The 19,177-nt window shown below is 55.5% G+C and carries 15 protein-coding genes and 2 pseudogenes; 6 read left to right on the top strand and 11 right to left on the bottom strand.

Annotated features, from left to right (window positions below):
- Positions 1–28: 28 nt before the first annotated feature.
- Entirely contained in the window at positions 29–658 is a 630-nt protein-coding gene (gstA, locus tag P3S72_RS15590) for a glutathione transferase GstA (protein ID WP_276192977.1), read from the bottom strand.
- A gap of 149 nt (positions 659–807) precedes the next feature.
- Here gstA and P3S72_RS15585 point away from each other — a divergent pair, with 149 nt between their 5' ends.
- Positions 808–1,131: a helix-turn-helix domain-containing protein gene (locus P3S72_RS15585; protein ID WP_276192976.1), complete on the top strand. Its 324-nt coding sequence runs from the start codon at positions 808–810 to the stop codon at positions 1,129–1,131.
- 343 nt (positions 1,132–1,474) lie between these two features.
- Positions 1,475–2,347 (top strand): annotated as a pseudogene (locus tag P3S72_RS15580) (ADP-polyphosphate phosphotransferase).
- Positions 2,348–2,365: 18 nt separating this feature from the next.
- On the opposite strand, the gene P3S72_RS15575 reads toward P3S72_RS15580, so the two are convergent.
- Positions 2,366–3,007: a TetR/AcrR family transcriptional regulator gene (locus P3S72_RS15575; protein ID WP_276192975.1), complete on the bottom strand. Its 642-nt coding sequence runs from the start codon at positions 3,005–3,007 to the stop codon at positions 2,366–2,368.
- A 122-nt stretch (positions 3,008–3,129) separates the two neighbouring features.
- On the opposite strand from P3S72_RS15575, the gene P3S72_RS15570 reads away from it, so the two are divergent.
- On the top strand, positions 3,130–4,347 hold the full coding sequence (locus P3S72_RS15570; RefSeq protein ID WP_276192974.1) for an MFS transporter: 1,218 nt from the start codon (positions 3,130–3,132) through the stop codon (positions 4,345–4,347).
- A gap of 54 nt (positions 4,348–4,401) precedes the next feature.
- Here P3S72_RS15570 and P3S72_RS15565 read toward each other — a convergent pair whose 3' ends face one another.
- The 3 genes from P3S72_RS15565 to P3S72_RS15555 all read right to left on the bottom strand — a co-directional run bounded on the left by P3S72_RS15565 (position 4,402) and on the right by P3S72_RS15555 (position 6,296).
- Positions 4,402–4,563, bottom strand: a complete 162-nt coding sequence (locus P3S72_RS15565) for a DUF2986 domain-containing protein (RefSeq protein ID WP_276192973.1) — start codon at positions 4,561–4,563, stop codon at positions 4,402–4,404.
- A gap of 93 nt (positions 4,564–4,656) precedes the next feature.
- Positions 4,657–5,175 (bottom strand): DUF2569 domain-containing protein, encoded by a 519-nt coding sequence (locus P3S72_RS15560; protein WP_276192972.1) that lies wholly within the window; start codon positions 5,173–5,175, stop codon positions 4,657–4,659.
- A gap of 80 nt (positions 5,176–5,255) precedes the next feature.
- The gene (locus P3S72_RS15555; protein WP_276192971.1) at positions 5,256–6,296 is read right to left on the bottom strand and encodes an alpha/beta fold hydrolase; all 1,041 of its coding nucleotides are present in this window, start codon (positions 6,294–6,296) and stop codon (positions 5,256–5,258) included.
- Positions 6,297–6,692: 396 nt separating this feature from the next.
- On the opposite strand from P3S72_RS15555, the gene P3S72_RS15550 reads away from it, so the two are divergent.
- Positions 6,693–8,828: a TonB-dependent receptor gene (locus tag P3S72_RS15550; RefSeq protein WP_276192969.1), complete on the top strand. Its 2,136-nt coding sequence runs from the start codon at positions 6,693–6,695 to the stop codon at positions 8,826–8,828.
- 123 nt (positions 8,829–8,951) lie between these two features.
- On the opposite strand, the gene P3S72_RS15545 is transcribed toward P3S72_RS15550, so the two are convergent.
- The 3 genes from P3S72_RS15545 to P3S72_RS15535 all read right to left on the bottom strand — a co-directional run bounded on the left by P3S72_RS15545 (position 8,952) and on the right by P3S72_RS15535 (position 12,446).
- Entirely contained in the window at positions 8,952–10,106 is a 1,155-nt protein-coding gene (locus P3S72_RS15545) for a GGDEF domain-containing protein (protein WP_276192968.1), read from the bottom strand.
- Between the two features lie 71 nt (positions 10,107–10,177).
- Positions 10,178–10,837 (bottom strand): OmpW family outer membrane protein, encoded by a 660-nt coding sequence (locus tag P3S72_RS15540; protein ID WP_276192967.1) that lies wholly within the window; start codon positions 10,835–10,837, stop codon positions 10,178–10,180.
- A 19-nt stretch (positions 10,838–10,856) separates the two neighbouring features.
- Complete coding sequence (locus tag P3S72_RS15535; RefSeq protein ID WP_276192966.1) at positions 10,857–12,446, bottom strand: PAS domain-containing methyl-accepting chemotaxis protein; 1,590 nt, start codon at positions 12,444–12,446, stop codon at positions 10,857–10,859.
- A gap of 219 nt (positions 12,447–12,665) precedes the next feature.
- Here P3S72_RS15535 and P3S72_RS15530 point away from each other — a divergent pair.
- A pseudogene (locus P3S72_RS15530) lies at positions 12,666–13,464 on the top strand (IS5 family transposase); the annotation flags it as partial.
- 952 nt (positions 13,465–14,416) lie between these two features.
- On the opposite strand, the gene P3S72_RS15525 reads toward P3S72_RS15530, so the two are convergent.
- Together P3S72_RS15525 and P3S72_RS15520 are read right to left on the bottom strand one after the other, a co-directional pair.
- Entirely contained in the window at positions 14,417–15,049 is a 633-nt protein-coding gene (locus P3S72_RS15525; RefSeq protein WP_276192965.1) for a hypothetical protein, read from the bottom strand.
- A 125-nt stretch (positions 15,050–15,174) separates the two neighbouring features.
- A complete protein-coding gene (locus P3S72_RS15520) occupies positions 15,175–16,788 on the bottom strand; it encodes a methyl-accepting chemotaxis protein (protein WP_276192963.1) in 1,614 nt (537 codons plus the stop codon).
- A gap of 198 nt (positions 16,789–16,986) precedes the next feature.
- Here P3S72_RS15520 and P3S72_RS15515 point away from each other — a divergent pair, with 198 nt between their 5' ends.
- Positions 16,987–18,198 (top strand): multidrug effflux MFS transporter, encoded by a 1,212-nt coding sequence (locus tag P3S72_RS15515; RefSeq protein WP_276192962.1) that lies wholly within the window; start codon positions 16,987–16,989, stop codon positions 18,196–18,198.
- Between the two features lie 45 nt (positions 18,199–18,243).
- On the opposite strand, the gene P3S72_RS15510 is transcribed toward P3S72_RS15515, so the two are convergent.
- Positions 18,244–19,158 carry a tyrosine-type recombinase/integrase gene (locus P3S72_RS15510; protein WP_276192960.1) on the bottom strand — a complete coding sequence of 305 codons (915 nt, stop codon included), beginning with the start codon at positions 19,156–19,158 and terminating at the stop codon, positions 18,244–18,246.
- Positions 19,159–19,177 lie beyond the last annotated feature (19 nt).

The raw sequence follows: 19,177 nt of genomic DNA, 5'->3' as shown, positions 1-19,177 counted from the left end.
TCGGGGCAACATCGGCACGTGAGGCCTTTCACGCAAGGCCTTCTTCGCGCAACGCTTTCTGCACCGCTGGACGCACCTTGACCCGGTCATACCAGGCGTGGAGGTTACGCAAGTGGTCAAAGTGGATGTCGGCCTTGTAATAACTGGTCAGCCAAGAGGCCTGGCCCCAGCCGGTCAATGCGAATAGATAGGCATCCGCCACAGTGAAAGCGTCGCCCATGAGGTATGGATGGGTACTTAATTGTTCGTCGATCCACGCGAAGCGCTTCTCTAACTTTGGCTTGGCAGTCTCGACGTATTGACCTGCGAGTGTCGCGTACAACAGCGGAATGTACCCCTTGTGAATTTCAGACGACAGGAAGTTCAGCCATTCCTGAAGTCGGTATCGATCGAGGGTGCCATGAGCAGGGACCAGTCCAAGCTCCGGTTTCAGGTCGCCCAAATACTGCACGATTGCCGGCCCCTCACGCAGGAGAGTGCCATCGTCCAGCTCGATGGCGGGTACGTAGCCCAGGCGGTTGACCTCGAAGTAGTTGGCGCCCGATACGGTGAGGTGCGTTTTGTGATCGACCTTGATCAGCGTGGCATCGAGACCCAGTTCATTCAGAACGATGTGGGGCGAAAGCGAGCAAGACGCGGGGATGTAGTACAACTTCATTGGCAAACTCCAGGACAGGGGGAGCGCTGTCAATCCAGTGGGAAAGCGCGCTTCAGCTGATTCTAGATGTCCGGTATAAAATAGGAAGAACGCACTATTTTGTAGTATAGGTACAAAAAATATACCTACACCCGACCAGGACTCTGACCATGAAAGACAACATCTCCGGCTGCTCGGTCGAAGAAGCAATGCGTTTGTTGGGTGGCCGCTGGCGCTTGCTTCTTGCGTCCTACCTGCTCGATGGGCCAAAGCGCTTTAATGCGCTGAGGCGCGACATTCCCGCTATTTCACAACGCATGCTGACCCTCGACTTGCGCGCCCTTGAGCAAGCAGGGTTGGTCAAACGAACGGTGTTCCCCACTGTGCCCGTGACGGTTGAGTACGAACTCACCGTTGACGGGCGACGGTTGGAACCGGTCGTTGAGGTAATGAAAGCGTTTGGGCTGTGGGTCAAGAGTCGCCCATGTGAGTAGATTGTGAGTATGTCCTCGGTCTTGAACACCGACTGAACTGACAGTGCGCCTGGTTGAGGCAATGGCTGCCCTTAGAGCGATGCCCTGGCAACGAAGATTTGCGGTAAGTCCCAGTTAGCCCTCACACGGCGCCCAGTCGCGCCATCTGTTCCAGAACAGTATTTACCTTGCGAATCGGCAACCGTCGCCGAGGCAACGTCGGCTCTGGCCGATACAAAATAAATCAGTACTCTTGGGCAGAATTCTGAACGACACTGTGAAGTGTTGCGTTGATCGCAAGGCGAATTCCCAATTCAGCTGCAAGACAACCAGCAACCGCGCCGGCGGCACCGAAAGGCGGAATATGAAAATCAATTCGGCGGAATTTAGAGTCCGGGAAGGTGACAAGGTCAATCTCCACAAGTGGCCGACCAAGGTGGAACCTTTCTACAAGTCAAAACAGCAATATCGCAAGCTTCTGAGAGCGCATGTTGCGCAATTGAGCGCGCAGCAACAGCTTCTTTACGCGTCCAATCGCTATGCCATTCTGCTGATTTTCCAGGCGATGGATGCGGCAGGAAAAGATGGTGCCATCAAGCATGTGATGTCAGGGGTGAATCCGCAGGGTTGCCAAGTATTAAGCTTCAAGCATCCTAGCGCGGCTGAATTGGAGCACGACTTTCTATGGCGAACCACCCGCAATCTACCGGAACGCGGGCGGATTGGCATATTCAATCGGTCGTACTATGAGGAGGTACTGATTGCGCGAGTCCATCCGGAGATTCTCCAAAGCGAGGGACTCCCCGATGCTCTTGAAAACAAGAGTACTGTCTGGCGCGACTGATATCGTTCGATCTCCAATTTGGAGCGCCACCTTTCAGGTAACGGAACATGCGTCGTCAAATTTTTTCTCCATCTTTCGAAAGAAGAGCAACAAAAGCGCTTCCTCGATCGCATCGATAAGCCGGAAAAAAACTGGAAATTCAGTGCGGCAGATATCGAGGAACGCAAGTACTGGAAAGACTATATGCAGGCCTACGAAAAATGTCTTAGTGCAACGAGCACGACTGAGACACCTTGGTATGTTGTGCCTGCCGACGACAAGAAAAATTCTCGACTGATCGTATCTCAGATACTTTCAGATGTGCTGGATGGGCTGAGAATGTCATATCCAAAGACCAGCGAGGAGCGTCATCAAGAACTGCTGAATATCCGCAAGCAGCTTCTGGAAGAATAACTAAGTTTGCCGTACTCGCTACCTGCCCAGGTGGCGAATGGGCGGTGTGACAGACCCAGCAACATCCCAAGTCAGCATGAGCTGGCTGATCGCCGCATCAAGGCTGGCGTGCGGCACGCCATCGCGGGCCAAGATCGAAACGCCTTGCAGGAAACTGTCAAACACCGTCGCCATCACCGCCGACTGGGTTTGCTCAGGCAATTGGCCGATGTGCACCGCGCGCTCCACACACGCCACGATCCCCGCCCGCGTGCGCAGCCGCGATTGGGTCAAGCCATGCGCCACCCGTGCGTTCTCCGGGCTGGGCGCGCTCATCACGCCCAGCGCCACCATGCAGCCCTTTGGGTGGCCGTCTTCACACTGCATGCGCACTGACTGGCGCAGCGCGGTCTCAATCGCCTGACGCGGCGGTAGGCTTTCATCCCACAGGCATTCGGTGACTTTGGCGTAGGTGTCCAGGTAGCGCTGCACGCACTCCTCGAACAGCGCCTCCTTGGAGCCGAACGCTGCGTAAAAACTCGGCGCGGAAATGCCACCACCCAGGCCGGCCTTGAGTTGGGCGAGGGAGGTGGCGTCATAGCCGTGTTGCCAGAACAGGTGCATAGCCTGTTCCACGGCCTGGTCGCGGTCGAAGGTGCGGGGGCGGCCCATTTGTGCCATGGCAGGTCTCCTGTGCAAAGGCATATAAATACTAGTCGATACATAAGTCATTGACAATGCGCGGAGCGCGCCTGCAATATTTGTATCGATCAGTATCTAAGTCGCTTTCCAAGGAGTTTCCCGTGCCCCCCTCACTCACCTTATCGGCCGAGTCCGAGCGCCTGCCCATCGGCGCATTGCTCGCCCTGGCGATGACCGGTTTCATCTGCATCGTTACCGAAACCCTGCCCGCTGGCCTGTTGCCGTTGATCAGCGAGGGCATGGCGATTTCGCCGTCCATGGCCGGGCAGATGGTCACGGCCTACGCGCTGGGGTCGGTGCTGGCGGTGATCCCCATGACCATCGCCACTCGGGGCTGGCGTCGGCGCAATGTGCTGCTGCTGACCATCGTTGGTTTTCTGCTGTTCAACTCGATCACCGCGCTGTCGTCCCATTACGGCATAACCCTGGTTGCACGCTTTTTCGCAGGCGTCGCAGCGGGATTGGCCTGGAGCTTGTTGGCCGGTTACGCGCGGCGCATGGTCGCGCCCCATCAACAGGGCAGGGCGCTGGCACTGGCGATGGTCGGCACGCCGATTGCGCTGTCGCTGGGCGTGCCGCTCGGCACCTGGCTGGGCGGGCTGGTGGGGTGGCGCACCACGTTTGGCCTGATGTCGGGGTTGACCTTGGTATTGATCGTCTGGGTGCTGGTGAAAGTGCCGGACTATGCGCCGCAACCCGCGCACCAGCGGCTGTCGCTGGGCAAAGTGCTGACCACGCCAGGCGTGCGGCCGGTGCTGGCGGTGGTGATCAGTTGGATGCTGGCGCACAACATTCTGTACACCTACATCGCACCGTTCGTGGCGCCAGCGGGGTTGGCGAGTCACGTCGACCGGGTGCTGCTGGTGTTCGGCATCGCCGCGTTGGCGGGGATCTGGATCACGGCCAGGCTGGTCGAGCCTTTGCTGCGCAAGACCGTACTGCTGAGCCTGGCGACGTTTGCGCTGGTCAGTGTGGGGTTCGGCTTGCTGGGGACTAGGCCTGAGGTGATCTACCTCGGTGTGGCGGTTTGGGGGCTGAGCTTCGGTGGCGCCGCGACCTTGCTGCAAACCGCGCTGGCCGATGCAGCGGGCGACGGTGCGGATGTGGCGCTGTCACTCAACGTGGTGGCGTGGAACAGCGCGATTGCCGGCAGCGGCGTGGTCGGCGGCGTGTTGCTGGACACATGGGGCGTGGCGGTATTTCCGTGGGCGATGCTGGGGTTGGGGGCGCTGGCGCTGGGCATTGCGTGGACGGCGCGGGTCCATGGTTTCAAGCCGGGGAAGCGGTCTGCCGATGGTCCGGCGGCGGTGGGGCATTAGTGTTGGCGCGACCTGCCATCACTTACGCCACCCTGGCCTGGCGGCGATCGGGCATCACCTCGGAGTTTGCGCTAATGGCGCCTGGGCGGCTTCGGCTTCCAGCTTTTCCCGGTCGGCCTTGCTGATGTAGTTATCCTTGGATTTGGGCGCCAATTTGGCGCTGGCCTTTTTCGCTTTGGCCTTGAACAACTGTTGGAGTTTTTTCTGGCGGTTCATGGGTTTTTTACCTGGTCTGTAAACGCGCGAATCATACCAGTTTAAAAAACCTGATCGTTGCGCCTGCCGGTCTTCGGGCAGGCGCTCAACGCATCAAAGGGCGACGGAGCTAGGCGCTTCTGCCTCAACCGGCCGGTGTTGTACAAACGTTGCCTTGACCCTTTTAGAGACCAGTATGTAGGGGACCCAGATAGCGGTGGACACCAATCCGCGGAGGGTTTCCTTGGCCGTGCTGTAGTCGAATATGGGTTCATCCACCAGAACAAACGAGCAAACCCAGGCATCAAATGGAACGTAAATAGCCGAGGTGATGAGCGTGACGATATAAATCCTGGGAAATAAATAGTGTTCGGAGAAGAACAGGTAAACCAAATAACCAAAGGCCGCGATAAAGACTGCATTCATGAGTGTTTCTGAAATCAGGATCGCGCCCCATAGGGTGTTATCCATCGTCGTGCCGGATGAGGTAATGGTACTAAACGAGCCATCTGCGAATATCGGGTAATACACCGTGATAATGGCATAGCTCAGACGCGCCAAGGCTATAAACAGCCCCAAGCCAACCACGACCAACCAACCGCCCAATCCCTTCAGTTGTTTACTTTTTTGCATGTTCGCTCCGCAGTTCAATAAAGTTTTCACGATAGACAGCCAGCCGTGGCGCGCCACGTGCTCTAAGGTCGATGCCTGCTTCAATGTCGAAACGAGCGCTCCAAAAACTCGCTGATCAGCCCCACCAACTGCTGTTGAATCACCGCCCGTGGCCGAGCCCCCTCACCATCCCGGCAAATCATGCCGTCGCCCGGCGAATCCGCTTCAATCAACGCCATGCCGCCCGGCTTGCAGATCGCCATGAAACTGAAGTGAGTGGCGTCGGCGAGCTCCACGTATTGCGTCGACACTTTCGGCAAGCGTTTGACTAAGGCGGCGGACTCCAAGTTAGGGTCCATCTCCTCCGACGGCACACCCCCCGCGATTACCAGCGCCGGCACTGGCAATGCCGCCAGGCTGGCGTGGGTGAAACCGCGCGACAGGCCCAGGTCCAACGACACAATGGCGGTGATGCGTTTGTCGCTCAGGTCAGTGGCCAGTTGGACCTTGCCGGCGGTTGTGCCTGCAGGGTCCATCTGCCGATAGCCCATGCAACCGCCAAGCTTCGGGTGGACGTTGCAGTCTCGATTGAACAGGTCTGGATCGAAACGGGCACCGGCGATTTCCAGCACGGTCCAGCCACCGAGTGAGTGGCCCACGGCGGCAATCTGGTTGTGCTTGACCGTGCCAAATTGCGTGGGCTGCGCAAGCACCGCGTCGATGGCACGGCTGAGGTCTTTGGGCCGTTGCCACAACTGCGCGGCGGCGGCGGGGCTGCGATCCTTACTGGTGGTACCAGGATGGTTGACCGCTGCCACGATGTAACCCTGATGGGCCAGTGCACTGGCCAGCCACACCTGGTTGCGCCAATTACCGCCGTAACCGTGGGACAGCACCACCAAGGGATGCTCGCCAGCAGCCGGCGGTGCGTCGGGCACGGCGAGAGCCCCGATGAACACCGCGTTGTCGGCGATCAGCTCGGGCTTGGCCGTGGTGGCGGCGGGGTACCAGACGGCCAGTTGCAGTGTGCGCTGGTTCTCGACATCGGGCAGGGTGGCGGTTTTAAAGCCGATCGGGTTTTCGTCAGCGAATGCAGGGGAGGTCAGGCAAAGCAGCAATATCGCGCAGAAAGCCGTTCTCATTGTTTTTATCTTCCATGATGGGATCGAAGGACCGTGGGGCTAAGGTAGTGCGTAGCGCCCATGATCCGGCGTGATCGTATCGTCTTTTGGGTCGCTGACCTACATCAAAAAACCTATGGAGAAATCGACCGCTGTGGCTTCTGTGGTGAGCGTGCGTTCCCCGCTCACCACAGCGGGAAATGGCAGCCTCAGGGTCATTAGAGACGAGATGTAATGACCACAGTGAACGAGCGCCATGTGGGCCCCCGTGTTGTCTGCTTTTCGATTGATACAAAGTAGATACTCGAAAGATCACGAATGAGAATTAGTGGCAAATAGGAATGACTGGTATATCATGCCCCGCGAATTCTTGGCAGGTTCGCCTTACCGTCCGCTCATCCATCAGGTCAAAAATCCATGCGTCGTACCCTGATTTCTCTCTGCGTGCTTCAGGCGTTTTCCCCTTTTACCTGGGCGCAGGTTGCTGGCACCGAAAATGCCAGCCTTGAACTGCAAGCCATCAATGTCACGGGCGATATGGACTCTGAGACGGCTCAAGGGCCGGTCAAGGGGTATCGTGCCACACGTTCTGCCAGTGCGACGCGCACTGACACCTCAATTCATGAGACGCCTCAGTCCATCAGCGTAGTGCCCAAAGACGTGGTCGAGGACATCGGTGCGACGCGTTTGCAGGAGGCCCTGGACTATGCCGGTGGCGTCGGCCGAGCGAACAACTTTGGCGGGCAAGGGCTTACCAATTTCACTGTGCGAGGCTTTACAACCGCAGAGTTCTACCGCAACGGTTTTCCGATTAACCGGGGCTATCCAAGCATGCCGGACGCCAACAGCATTGAGCGCCTTGAAGTGCTGCGCGGGCCGGCGACCATGCTCTATGGACGTGGCGATCCCGGCGGTACCTTCAACGTGGTCTCCAAGCAGCCTTTGCCTGAGCGTAAGGTCACATTGGGTAGCCAATTGGATGATCAGGGTATGAAGCGTGGCACCCTGGATGCTTCCGGTCCGCTGGATGAGCAAGGGCGTCTGGCCTATCGCCTGAACGTGGTAGGCGAGGGCGGCGACACCTTCCGCGACCATGTCTCAACCGAGCGCTATGGGGTAACGCCTGTGCTGAGCTGGCAGGTCAGTGACGACACCAAGGTGATTTTCGAAGGCGACTTCATGCGTAACAACCATCCGCTTGATCGCGGCCTGACCCGCTTCGCCAACCAGCGCGGTACGCCGTCCCGCGATACCTTCTGGGGTGAAAAATACGCCGGTAATCTGCACAACGATAACAACATGGCTCAGCTGCGTTTCGAGCATATGCTCAACGACAACTGGACCCTGGGCGGTGGTTTCCAATGGCTGGACGGTACGATGAAGGGTAATGCTGTTGAGGCCAACGGTGCTGCCAGCTTGAATGCCGACGGTCGAACACTTCAGCGTAACTTCAACTACCGCAATCTGGAATGGACCGACAAAGACTATCAGCTCAACCTGACCGGGCACTTTTCCACGGGTGGCCTTGATCACACATTGCTGACTGGCGTCGAATATGAAGACTATGACTACAAGTCGATCATCCAGCGCTCCAGCGCCGCATCGGGTGCTTTTCCAATCGATATCTTCAACCCGGTCTATGGCCAGCCACGTCCGGCGCTGACTCGTACACCGACCCACGATAAAGAAAACCTCAAGACTTACGCGGCCTTCGTCCAGGATCAAGTCGCGCTGACCGAGCGCTTAAAAGTCCTCGCCGGTGCGCGCTTTGAGCGCTTCGAGCATGAGTACGAATCCTACGTGTCAGGCGTCAAACCCTGGAACGCTGCCGACAATGCCGTCACCCCGCGCGTCGGTGTGATGTATGACCTCACTGACACTGTCGCGATCTACGCTGATGCTGCTCGCTCGTTCAAGCCCAACACAGGCGCCAGCCGGCAAGGCGGCGGGTTTGAGCCGGAGAAGGGCAAATCCTACGAAATGGGTGTGAAGTGGGAAGCGCTCGATCAGCAGTTGAGCGTCGACGCGGCGATCTACCAGATAGAGAAGAAAAATGTCCAGAGTGTCGATCCCGTTGACTCAAATTTCAATGTCGCCACGGGTCAGGTACGCAGCCGTGGTTTCGATCTGAATGTGGCCGGCAACCTGACGCCCGAGTGGCGCATGATCGGCGGCTATGCCTATGTGGACGCCGCGGTGACCAGGGACACTGCAGTGCGTACTGGAACGCGTCTGGCAAACATTCCGCGCAATAGCTTCAGCCTGCTCAACGTGTATGAGTTTCAGGATGGCGCGCTCAAAGGGTTGGGCCTCGGCGCAGGTGGGAAATACGTAGCCGAGCGTGCCGGGCAGACCGCCAATAACACGTTCTCGATGGACGCTTACACCGTCATCGACTTGCTTAGTTCCTACAAGGTCAACGAAAAGGTCCGACTCAATCTCGACGTGAAGAACCTGTTCAATCGTGAGTACGAAGAAGGCTCGTTCCTGAACTTCTATGCTTACCCCGGTGAGCCCCGGACGGTGCAAGTGGGGATCTCTTACACCCTGTAGCCAAAAATGAATTAACCGCTCAGTCCACTAGTCTAAGTGCTCAGGTTAAAGAAGAGGCACTACTATTGCACGGGTCTACGTTACAACGGTTACCTGCGCGGTTCGCTTTATCTCTAAGCGTACCTATGAGGGGGCCTCCAATTGGCGACTGGACCTGTTACGACCTGCCAGTTTGGCACAATAAAGTGCCTGGTCTCCTCTTAGGAGAGTGTTTTCGAAAGTCGAATCTCCTACTCGGTACGTAGCTATACCTATGCTAAGCGTCACGTTCAGTTGTAGCTGCCCGATCATGAAAGGCTCGCCCGCCACTTTCTTCCTCAGTCGCTCCGCCAGTCGCTCTGCCTCGTTGATATCCGTATCGGGTAAAACAATCAGGAACTCTTCCCCCCCCCAGCGTAACGCGCTGTCATGTTTGCGTATGGCGCTTGTCAAGCGCCGCGAGAGCAGAGTCAGCACGGCGTCTCCTGTTTCGTGTCCTAGAGTGTCATTAACCTGCTTAAAGTGATCAATGTCGCCTATTAGTAAGCTGTAGCACTCTTCCCTATTGGCGTCGGCATGAATTCGTTCCAATATCCGGCGACCTCCCCGACGATTGCCTAGTGCAGTCAGAGGATCGGTTTCGGCGAGGCGCTGCAAGTCCAGCGCTGCCCGTTCGCCAGTCATCGCGATATAACCGAAGTAGACCAGAATACTGGCCATCTGGTCGAAAGCCATGGACACGATGGAACTATCGTAAGCATTCGCCATGAGCATGCCTGCTAGTATCAGAACGGCGGAGATTCCGAGTATCACGATGTAGCCCGCGAAAGCCATCGCCACCAAGTATTGAGAGAAGATACGCCGATTGGCGGATAACAATATCTCATAAAGAGCGAGTGCTGATATCGCTGCAGAAATTAAGTAAATGAAGGGGAGCGTAACCTTTATTGTTACGCCCACATAGACGGCAAAGGTGTAGAGCGCGCTCGGTAGAAGGGGGAGCAGGGCCAGCCAAACTATAGGGACCGATCGACCATAAAACAGTCGTAGACCGGACCATGAGGTCACCAAGCTTGTCAGGAACAGAGACGTCACTATGAGACTGAGAAGTGGTGATGAATTCGACTTATTACCATAGTAAAAAGTGAGTGCGGTACCAAGGCCCGAGCTAAGCAACGCAACGCTCCAATGCCACAGATAACGAGCGTTACGTTGACTGATCAGCAACACTCCGAAAATCAATAGAATGGTAACGCGACTGATTGTACTGCTGAAGTAAAGCGTTTCGATGCTTAGCATGACGGCTATACCTTGCGTAAACCTAACGATGGAGCGTACCGCTCAAATGAAGGTCAGCTAACTCACCGGCATCAGAATCGGTAGCCCAGTCCTACTCCGGCTATCAGTGTGTTCATAGAGACGACGGAGTTGAAACCTTGTCCCTGGAATCGATATTCTGGACTGATCACGTAGCGCAGGCTGGTGCTGAATGACCAGTTCGCGCTCAGGCTGTAATCAAGCCCGGCGCTCAAAACTCCACTTGTAATGCCATGGACATTGAAGTTGGGAATCCCGGCAGCCGGCTTCACATCTCGAGTCCAAGCATGATTTATGCCTAGTCCGAAATAGGGGCTAAATTGTGCCTGAGGGTGTAAGTGGTATTGCAGCGTAAGTGATAGCGCGATATTGGAAATGGTACCTACATCGAAATCGCCCAGTCGCGATCTTCTGATCCGATAGTCGCGCTTAAATGGTCCGCCCTGGATCTCGACGGCCCAGTGTTCTGTCATGAAATAGCTGAGGTCCATCCCTATTATCGCTTGCCGTGGTGTTTCTACCTTCCCGCCAATGGTAGAAATCTCCGACCTCATATCGACAGGAGTGACCTCCAACACCATCATCCGTAGCAGCCATGGACTGGTTCCTTTCTCAAGTGTCAGTTGCGCGTCCTCAGCCGCACAGGCTGAGGACGCTAGAAGCCATAGCGTCCCAGAGATTACGATAGTGCAGACGTATCGCTGAACTGACATGGCTTGATTGCCTCCTCTACTAAGCGCCGGATTTATTGCGTTTTTCCCAAAACTGCCCGGCCAGTTCGCTTAGCGCGTTGGATAACTTTGCCACTAACATTACACTTTTAGAGTTGTTCTGAGCTATCTGTACATTGTCGATGGCAGTGTCGTGAATGTGCTTTATGCTCACATTTATATCCTCACTGACAGCCCCTTGCTGTTCGACAGCGGTAGCTATTTGGGTATTCATTTCGACGATCTTGTTTACACTTAAACCTATGTCAGTGAGAGCGTCTGCACCTTGCTGAGCAAGACTCACACTTAAGTGTGCCTGCCGACTACTGCTTTCCATTATGGTAACGGCGTAGTGCGAACTCGCTTGTAATGCGGCAATAATATTTTGTATGTCGGTGATTGAGTCTTGAGTTCGAGATGAGAGGCTTCGAACCTCATCTGCGACTACTGCAAACCCTCGGCCATGCTCCCCAGCTCTAGCTGCTTCAATTGCCGCATTTAGAGCCAGTAAGTTTGTTTGATCGGCTACTGACCTAACGACATCTAAAATGTTTGATATCTCAACGCTCTGAGTTTCTAGTTGACATATAACTTCTGTGGCTTTTTTTATTTCTTGCTCAAGCTCAGCGATATACTGACTTGTTTCGGCAACCTTACTTTGCCCTAACAACGTCTCTTCGTAACCTTTAGAGGCAGCATCGGCAGCGTGTTGTGAGTTATTGGCGACATCTTGGATGCTAGCGGTCATCTGTGTTATGGCGGTGGCAATTTGATCAGTTTCGGCTTGTTGTTTGTTAATCAAAGCCTTGCTTGACTCTATATCATCAAGCAGACTTGCAATATATTCGCTAATTTGATTTGATGCATCACCGATACGCCCAATAACAGCACCAGTTTCAGCTTGTGCCATTCTTAGAGCAAATTCGACTTCACCAAACTCATCGCTGCGTCCTGTGTATAGAACTTGACTAAGAGCATTTTCAGATATGTTTTTCCCCATTTTTACTAGTCGCCTCATTGGGAAAAGTAATGCCGCTATTGCAACCGAAATAAGCAGCCCACTCGTAAGCTCTGCTAAGATCAAGTTAAAAAATGGTACTGTTGTGGTTAGATTTAGCTCCACCATGCTTATAAGAATGCTTGTCCACACCAATATGATGAGCTTTGGGCTTAGGCCTATGGTCCATCTTCGAGATAGAGGTTTTCCATCTCTCAATTTTGAATAGACTTTTTCTGCTGCTTTAACATGCTCAGGTTCAGGCTTGGTTCTCACCGATTGATATTCGATTGTTGAACCATCTTTGGTAATGGGAGTAACGTAAGCACTGACCCAATAGTGATCGCCATTTTTGCAACGATTTTTCACTAAACCCATCCATGAACACCCAGCCTTTAAGGTTTTCCACATATTCTGGAATGCGGCGGGCGGCATGTCAGGATGCCTAACTATGTTATGCGGCTGGCCCAGGAGCTCCTCCACGGTAAAGCCACTAATTTCAATGAAGTCAGGGTTGACGTGAGTAATGCGGCTTTGATCATTTGTAGTGGATAGAATATTTATATTAGGAGGTAGCTCGTGATTACGATTTGTAACTGGTAGATTTAGCCGCATGGTTCCCCCTTGAATCTCAGTTTAAGTTAACTAAAAACTCAACTATTTTTCTCAGCCCGTCGTGGACGCTACCAGGCGAACGACACTGATCATCTATAGAATCCATTACGTTTATACAGCAATGGCTAAAGGCCACCTTTGCACGATTTATCTAAGTAAATCCTGAAAAAAACTTCCTGATTTGGCAAGATCTCCGGGCACCAATCGCCGAGCTTTTCAATGAGGCAAATGACCTTCGCCGATGCCGAGTACGCCGGTAAGCGCAAGCAGACCCGCAAGGAATTGTTCCTGATCGAGATGGATCGGGTCGTACCCTGGAAGGGTTTGATTGCCCTGATCGAACCTCATTAGCCGAAGGGCGAAGGTGGTCGTCCGGCCTATCTTTTGATGCCGATGCTGCGGGTTCATCTCATGCAGAATTGGTTCGGTTACAGCGATCCTGCGATGGAAGCCGCACTGTACGAGACGACGATCTTGCGCCAGTTTTCCGGTCTGAGCCTGGAGCGGATCCCAGATGAAACTACCATCCTCAACTTCCGTCGCTTGCTGGAAAAGCACGTGTTGGCCGCTGGTATTCTCGGCGTGATCAATGGCTATCTGGGCGACCGTGGCTTGTCGCTGCGACAAGGCACCATCGTCGATGCCACGCTGATTCATGCGCCCAGTTCGACCAAGAACAAGGACGGCAAACGCGACCCTGAGATGCATCAAACCAAGAAAGGTAACCAGTATTGATTCGGTGCCAAAGCTCACATTGGTGTCGACGATGAGTCAGGGCTGGTGCACAGCGTGGTGGTCACTGCTGCCAACGTCGCCGACATAACCCCAGTCGACAAACTGCTACACGGTGCTGAGAGCGTGGTCTGCGCCGATGCAGGCTATACCGGTGTCGAGAAGCGCGAAGCGCAAGATCGAGAAAGCCCAAGCCCAGGTTCGCGCCAAGCTTGAGCATCCATTTCGAGTGATCAAGCGTCAGTTTGGTTATACGAAAGTGCGTTTCCGAGGTTTGGTGAAAAACACTGTGTTGAGGCTGATGCCGATTTGACCCGCTTGCCGACGCGGGACTGCCCCTGATGGGTCAAGGTGACTTCGCCAGACGCTTACAGCTAATCGACACTGACAACCGTAAATCCCAGCTCTCAAAGTATCCTCAGCAATTTCCGACAATCCTCAAAGGCGGAAATCGGGCCTAAGGAGGAGGGCAGTCATTAGTCCTCAGCTGACCAGCTTCGAGCGACTGACGTGGCGGTCGTCTAGCAGCAGCCGTAGGTAGAGCGAGCACTCCTTCATGCACTCAAAGTCTTGAGGGGCACTGGGCGTAGAGTGTGAGAAATCCCGATGAAATGCGGGTTTGATCATGTCAAAGCCCATCGCAACACGTCTCGCAGAAGGTTCAACGGTGGTATTACGGTGAAGCCGGAAACCTCTGCACATGTCGGTGTACGATATTGTCTAAAATATTTCGGTCGAGAACGGAGCTAGCGCCCAATGAGTGATGCATTGCCAACTACGTTGATATGCCGGGATGCAGGTGATAGCAGCGGGGACATCGTCATAGATATCCCACCGGATAGACTAGCGGCAATGGGCGTCGGTTTGGGTGATTTCTTAAGCATCGAGTTGGTCGAAAGATCGATAGTGCTGAAGCCAATTTGTCGAATCAAAGCTGAAGGTCGGGTTGACTCAGCAGGCCGGTCGCTCGCCCAACTGCTCTAACAGTGTCACTAGATAACCGTATAAATCGTGTCTGAGTCTCAGGAGGCTTCGGTAGCGCTGAGATGGAAGAAAATATCCAAATGCGGGAACCATTCCGCAATTTAGATTTTTACTTCTCTGAAATTTCGATCTTCACTTCCGGGTACCCCGCGAGCTACTTGATTGAAGATCCATGACATGCCGCATCATTTAACATAATATACATTATGCGAATCGTCCTATACGGAGCTGGGGGGCTCTGGAGGCTTCCAGGATCACACGGCCTCTACAGGCCATAGCTTTCCTTCAGAAACGACAAAATGTTTCTGGATGAAATCGGCCAAACGCAGGCCACTGGCCTGAACATCTTGGACATACACAACAAAACCGCCGTTGATAGCCGCATCATGAATTGGTCCTTTCTTCGCTAGGCTTGCATCTTTCTTTTCATCAACTGTGATCAAAATCGAATTCAACGACGCAACCGCCAAAGACACATCAGCCTCGTCTTTTCTCAGGACTGTTTTTTTTCGCTGTTTCGCGGCATAGCCCGCCTGTACAAATTGCTGTGTTTTTTCACGCTGCCGCCAGTCTTGCTCGTCGTCAGATGCAAAGGTGCCTTGGCCAAAACCGCCATAACGAGAAGGTTCCTCAGGATTGTCTAAATCAGAGAAACCGAACACATAAGTGGTCGTAACCTTACGGCAATCAATACTGTTGCGGACGTACTCCTTCAAGGGCCGCTTATCGATACCATGCGACTCGTCCGGAATCTGAAGCAGCTCTAACTCGACCTCCCTCGTAATGAACAAGGAGAACTCTTCAGGAGGTAACTCAACACAAAGATCATACTGATTGTCGAAAAAGTAGTTCCATGTGCAGCTATCAATGGTTACAGGAATGGTCATAGAGTCCTCAGTATGGTTCGATCTCAAAAAGCACTGTAGCCTCGTTCTTCTCACGAACAAATAACAGAAAGGAATAACTAGACTAAATGCCTATTTAGTTGAGTTATATAAATCAGCTGTGATGCTCAAAGCCGAAATCGATCCACCGACTGCGACAATTTCCCCGCCAACGCAGACAACTCGTCCGTCGTCGAGGCTGTCGTGCCGATCACCTGGCTATTACGCTCCGACATACTGGCAATCATCTCCACTTGATGGGCAATTTCGTTGCTGGCCAGGCTTTGCTCGCTGATGGTGCGGGAGATGTCGTTGACCAATTCGGTGGTGTTGAGGGTGGCCTGGAGAATCTCGCGGATGGCGCGCTCGACTTCGGCGGTCACGGCCATGCCCTTGTCCACTTGAGTGACGCCCTCCTCCATGCTGGTCACCGCTTCCCGGGTGTTTTGCTGGATGCGACCGACCATGCTGGCAATCTCCTGGGTCGACGCGCTGGTGCGTCCGGCCAGGCTGCGCACCTCATCGGCGACCACCGCAAAACCGCGTCCTTGTTCACCGGCGCGGGCGGCTTCTATCGCGGCATTCAGGGCCAGCAGGTTGGTTTGATCGGCAATGCCCTTGATAACCTGGATAATGCTGTAGATCGCCTCGGATTCCTTGTCGAGCGTGCGGATCACCTGGGCTGATTGCTGCGCCGAGCGGGCAATGCCGTCCATGTCACTGACCACCTGATGGATCACCCGACCGCCGTCCTTGGCCAAGGCTTCTGCCTGGTTGGCCATATTCAGTGCGCGTGCGGCATGTTGGGTGATTTCCTCGATGCTGGCGGTCATTTCACTGGCGGCCGCCGCCATGGTGCTGGCGGCGGCGCTTTGCTGCTGACTACTGCCCGCCACTTCATGGCAACCCTGGCTCAGTTGCTCGCTCATGCCATTGACGCCGTGGGCATTACTGCGCACCACTTCGATCATGCCGCGCAAATCCCCCTGCATGGTGGCGAGGCTGCGTATCAGCGCGCTGGCCTCGTCCTTGCGATGGGGCACGACAATCGGCTCGCTCAAATTGCCGTGGGCAATACTGTCAGCGATTCGGCTCGCGGCCTGCAACGGCCCCATGATGCTCCGGGAGACCCATCGGCCCTGCACCAGGAGCAACAACAGGCTTGCGATCAACACCACAGCCAAGGTGAAGTTGGCGTTGCTGATGGTTAGCCGGGTGCCAATGCTGGTTTGCTGCGTATTGTTTTCGATCAGTTCGCTGAGGGTAGCCATTTGACCCTCCAACTGGCTGAACGCTGTATTGAAGGTCTCCAGTTCGCCGCGAGCGGCCTCCGGGTTGTCCAGCGCGAGTGCGACAATACGTTCACCGGCGTTGATATAGGTATCCAAGCTGGGTTTGATTTTTCCCAGGCTGGTCTTTAACGTTTCGCCCAACGGCAGCTTAAGGTTGTCCTCCAGCACCTGCCGAAAGTGCTCGGCATGCTCCTTGAGTGAACTGCTGACCTCGGCTTTGGTGCTAGTGCTTTTCCCCAACCCGACTAACATCGCCGACAACACGTCGGCGCGCAGTGCGTCGTGCATCATGTCGGCTTCCATGTGGTTGCGCAGCACCGTCATGATGACCTGATTGTCCTGCACCGCATCGGCCATACGGGTGTTTCCCAGGTAACCGGCCAGGCTCATGATCAAGGCGGTGATCAATCCAGTCGCAATCAATAGCCATAAGCGTAATTTGATCGTCATGCTAGTCATCCCCGTAGACTTTACAGTCGGTTGGGAACCCAACCACTTGACCGTCGTTGATATTGTTATCGGAATTGGCTCTCTGTATTGAAGCTCAATTGCACAGATCTGCGCAGTCGAACTCGAAGTCTTCCCCAGCTTGTTTGCGTGGGAGCGGTTCTTTAAGCTGGCCAACCTTTGCTTCACGCGGAACTGCTTATGCCTAAACGTATCGCCCACCTTGCTTTGCTGCTTGGTCTGATCACTGCCGTCGGCCCCTTCGCCATTGACATCTACCTACCGGCGCTACCGACCCTGGGCGCCAGCCTGCAGGCATCGCCGGCAGCGGTACAGATGAGCCTCACGGTGTTCTTCATGATCATCGGCGTCTGCCAGTTGTTTTATGGCCCGATCAGCGATGTGTTCGGGCGCAAGCCGCCGATCTACGCCGGGTTGCTTATCTTCGCCGTGGGCAGTATCGGCTGCGCACTGGCACCGAGCATCGAAGTGCTGATTGGTTTTCGCGCCGTGCAGGCGTTTGGCGCGTGCGCGGGGATGGTGATTCCCCGGGCGATTGTGCGCGACCTGTATACCGGCCATGAAGCGGCGCGGCTGATGGCGTTGCTGATGCTGGTGATGAGTGTGTCGCCGATCCTCGCGCCTTTGGCGGGCAGCCTGGTGATTACGCTATGGAGTTGGCGTGAAGTGTTTGTCGTGCTGGCGGTGGTGGCCGTGTTGTGCCTGGTCATGACCATCGTGCAATTGCCTGAAACCCATCCCGCCGAGCGCCGATTGGGCAAGACCTTGGGTAATGCCTTCAGCAGTTATGGGGCGTTGCTGCGCGACCCGGTGTTCATCGGTTTGTCGGTGGTGTGCGGGTTTGGCCTGGCGACGTTCTTTGTATTTATCGGCAGCGCGCCGTTCGTATACATCGAGTATTTCGGGCTGACCCCCACCCAATTCAGCCTGTGCTTTGCGCTGAACGCCGCGTCTTTTTTTGCCATGAGCCAGCTCACCGCCCGCCTGAGCGCACGCTTGGGCCTGGCGCCGCTGATTCGCTGGTCGGTGGTGGGCGTGGCCGTGGTGATGGTGTTACTGGCCGCTACGACGCTATGGGGCAGCCACCTAGGCTTGATGATGTCGCTGTTGTTTATCGGTTTCGGTTTCCTCGGCTTGCTGTTGCCAGCGGCCGGCGTGTTGTCCCTGGAAGAGCACGGCGCGGTGGCCGGCTCCGCATCGGCGTTGCTCGGGGCGATCCAGATGATCACGGCGGCCGTCTCCATGACCCTGGTGGGCGTCTTTGCCGATCACACCCCGGCGCCGATGCTGATCGGCATCGCGCTGTGTGCCGTTGCGGCGCTGCTGACCACGCTGTGGACCTTGCGCCGTCTGCCGGCGCACTTGCTGGCCGGTGCGCCGCCCTCCTCCTGAGCCAAGCCCGGCGACGACCGCGCGTTTTTCACCGGTCGCCGCCGGCTAAAGATCAAACCGATCCACCGCTCGCCGCCGCTCATTGTCGTCACGCACGTCGTAGTTCGCGGTGGTCTGGATATTGGTGTGGTGCGCCAGTTTCTGCGCGATGGACAGGTCATGTTCCTCAATCACCCGCGTGATGAAGGAGCGCCGGAAATCATGGGGCATGATCTTCACCCCCACCTGCTGACCGCGCTGGCGGGCGATGTAGTAAATCGCATGCTTGGTGATGCGTTCGCGGGTGATATGGCTGCCCCTGCGGATGCGGTTGAACAGGAAGGAATCGTCCTGCTCGCCTTCCTTGAGTTGTTCGCGCCGGAATTCGAGCCAGGCCTGCAATTTGGCGAAGGCCCAGCCCGGCGCGTATTTGATCAGTTCCTTGTTACCCTTGCCAATCACGCGCAGGCTGCGCTCGTCAAAGTTGATCTGTGCGAGGTCGAGGTTGACCGACTCCGACTTACGCATGCCCGAGCCGTACAAAATACCGATCACTGCAGCATCGCGCAGGCCCTGGGGCCGTGGGTCGGCGGCGCAGACGTCGATCATTTCGCGGATCAGCGTGCGACGCAGGTTGCGCCCCTGGCTCAGGCGTGTGCCGGGCGCGGCCTTGACCGTGCGCATTTTCAGCAGGTGTTCCTGGCTGATCAGACTCATGCGCCAGGCTTCGTTCATCACCCCGCGCACGGCGTTTACATACAGCGACGAGGTGTTGGGCGCGTAGCCGTCCTCGCGCAAGGCCGCAACCAGAGCGATCACGTGTTCGGGTTGCAGCAGGTGCCAGTCGATGTCTTCAAGGTTGATATCCTCGAAGCCGAAGCGGTCGGCGGCGTCCTGCAGCACGTAGCGCATGGTCAGTTGACTGGAGGGCGCCAGGCGGGTGAGGTAGAGGGTCAGCGGGTTGCGGATTGACTCAGTCAAAGTAGATCAGCCTTTGGAT

Source organism: Pseudomonas sp. D3, assembly GCF_029320995.1.
GTDB lineage: Bacteria > Pseudomonadota > Gammaproteobacteria > Pseudomonadales > Pseudomonadaceae > Aquipseudomonas > Aquipseudomonas paraveronii.
Note: the sequence above shows the minus strand (reverse complement) of the source record. Positions and strands in the feature narration are given on the sequence as shown.

Coding starts and splice junctions, on each gene's coding strand:
- P3S72_RS15575 (WP_276192975.1), bottom strand. CDS start 3,007: ATGGCACAAATGGGCCGCCCCCGCACCTTCGACCGCGACCAGGCCGTG.
- gstA (WP_276192977.1), bottom strand. CDS start 658: ATGAAGTTGTACTACATCCCCGCGTCTTGCTCGCTTTCGCCCCACATC.
- P3S72_RS15540 (WP_276192967.1), bottom strand. CDS start 10,837: ATGTCAGTTCAGCGATACGTCTGCACTATCGTAATCTCTGGGACGCTA.
- P3S72_RS15525 (WP_276192965.1), bottom strand. CDS start 15,049: ATGACCATTCCTGTAACCATTGATAGCTGCACATGGAACTACTTTTTC.
- P3S72_RS15555 (WP_276192971.1), bottom strand. CDS start 6,296: ATGAGAACGGCTTTCTGCGCGATATTGCTGCTTTGCCTGACCTCCCCT.
- P3S72_RS15545 (WP_276192968.1), bottom strand. CDS start 10,106: ATGCTAAGCATCGAAACGCTTTACTTCAGCAGTACAATCAGTCGCGTT.
- P3S72_RS15515 (WP_276192962.1), top strand. CDS start 16,987: ATGCCTAAACGTATCGCCCACCTTGCTTTGCTGCTTGGTCTGATCACT.
- P3S72_RS15560 (WP_276192972.1), bottom strand. CDS start 5,175: ATGCAAAAAAGTAAACAACTGAAGGGATTGGGCGGTTGGTTGGTCGTG.
- P3S72_RS15585 (WP_276192976.1), top strand. CDS start 808: ATGAAAGACAACATCTCCGGCTGCTCGGTCGAAGAAGCAATGCGTTTG.
- P3S72_RS15535 (WP_276192966.1), bottom strand. CDS start 12,446: ATGCGGCTAAATCTACCAGTTACAAATCGTAATCACGAGCTACCTCCT.
- P3S72_RS15520 (WP_276192963.1), bottom strand. CDS start 16,788: ATGACGATCAAATTACGCTTATGGCTATTGATTGCGACTGGATTGATC.
- P3S72_RS15565 (WP_276192973.1), bottom strand. CDS start 4,563: ATGAACCGCCAGAAAAAACTCCAACAGTTGTTCAAGGCCAAAGCGAAA.
- P3S72_RS15550 (WP_276192969.1), top strand. CDS start 6,693: ATGCGTCGTACCCTGATTTCTCTCTGCGTGCTTCAGGCGTTTTCCCCT.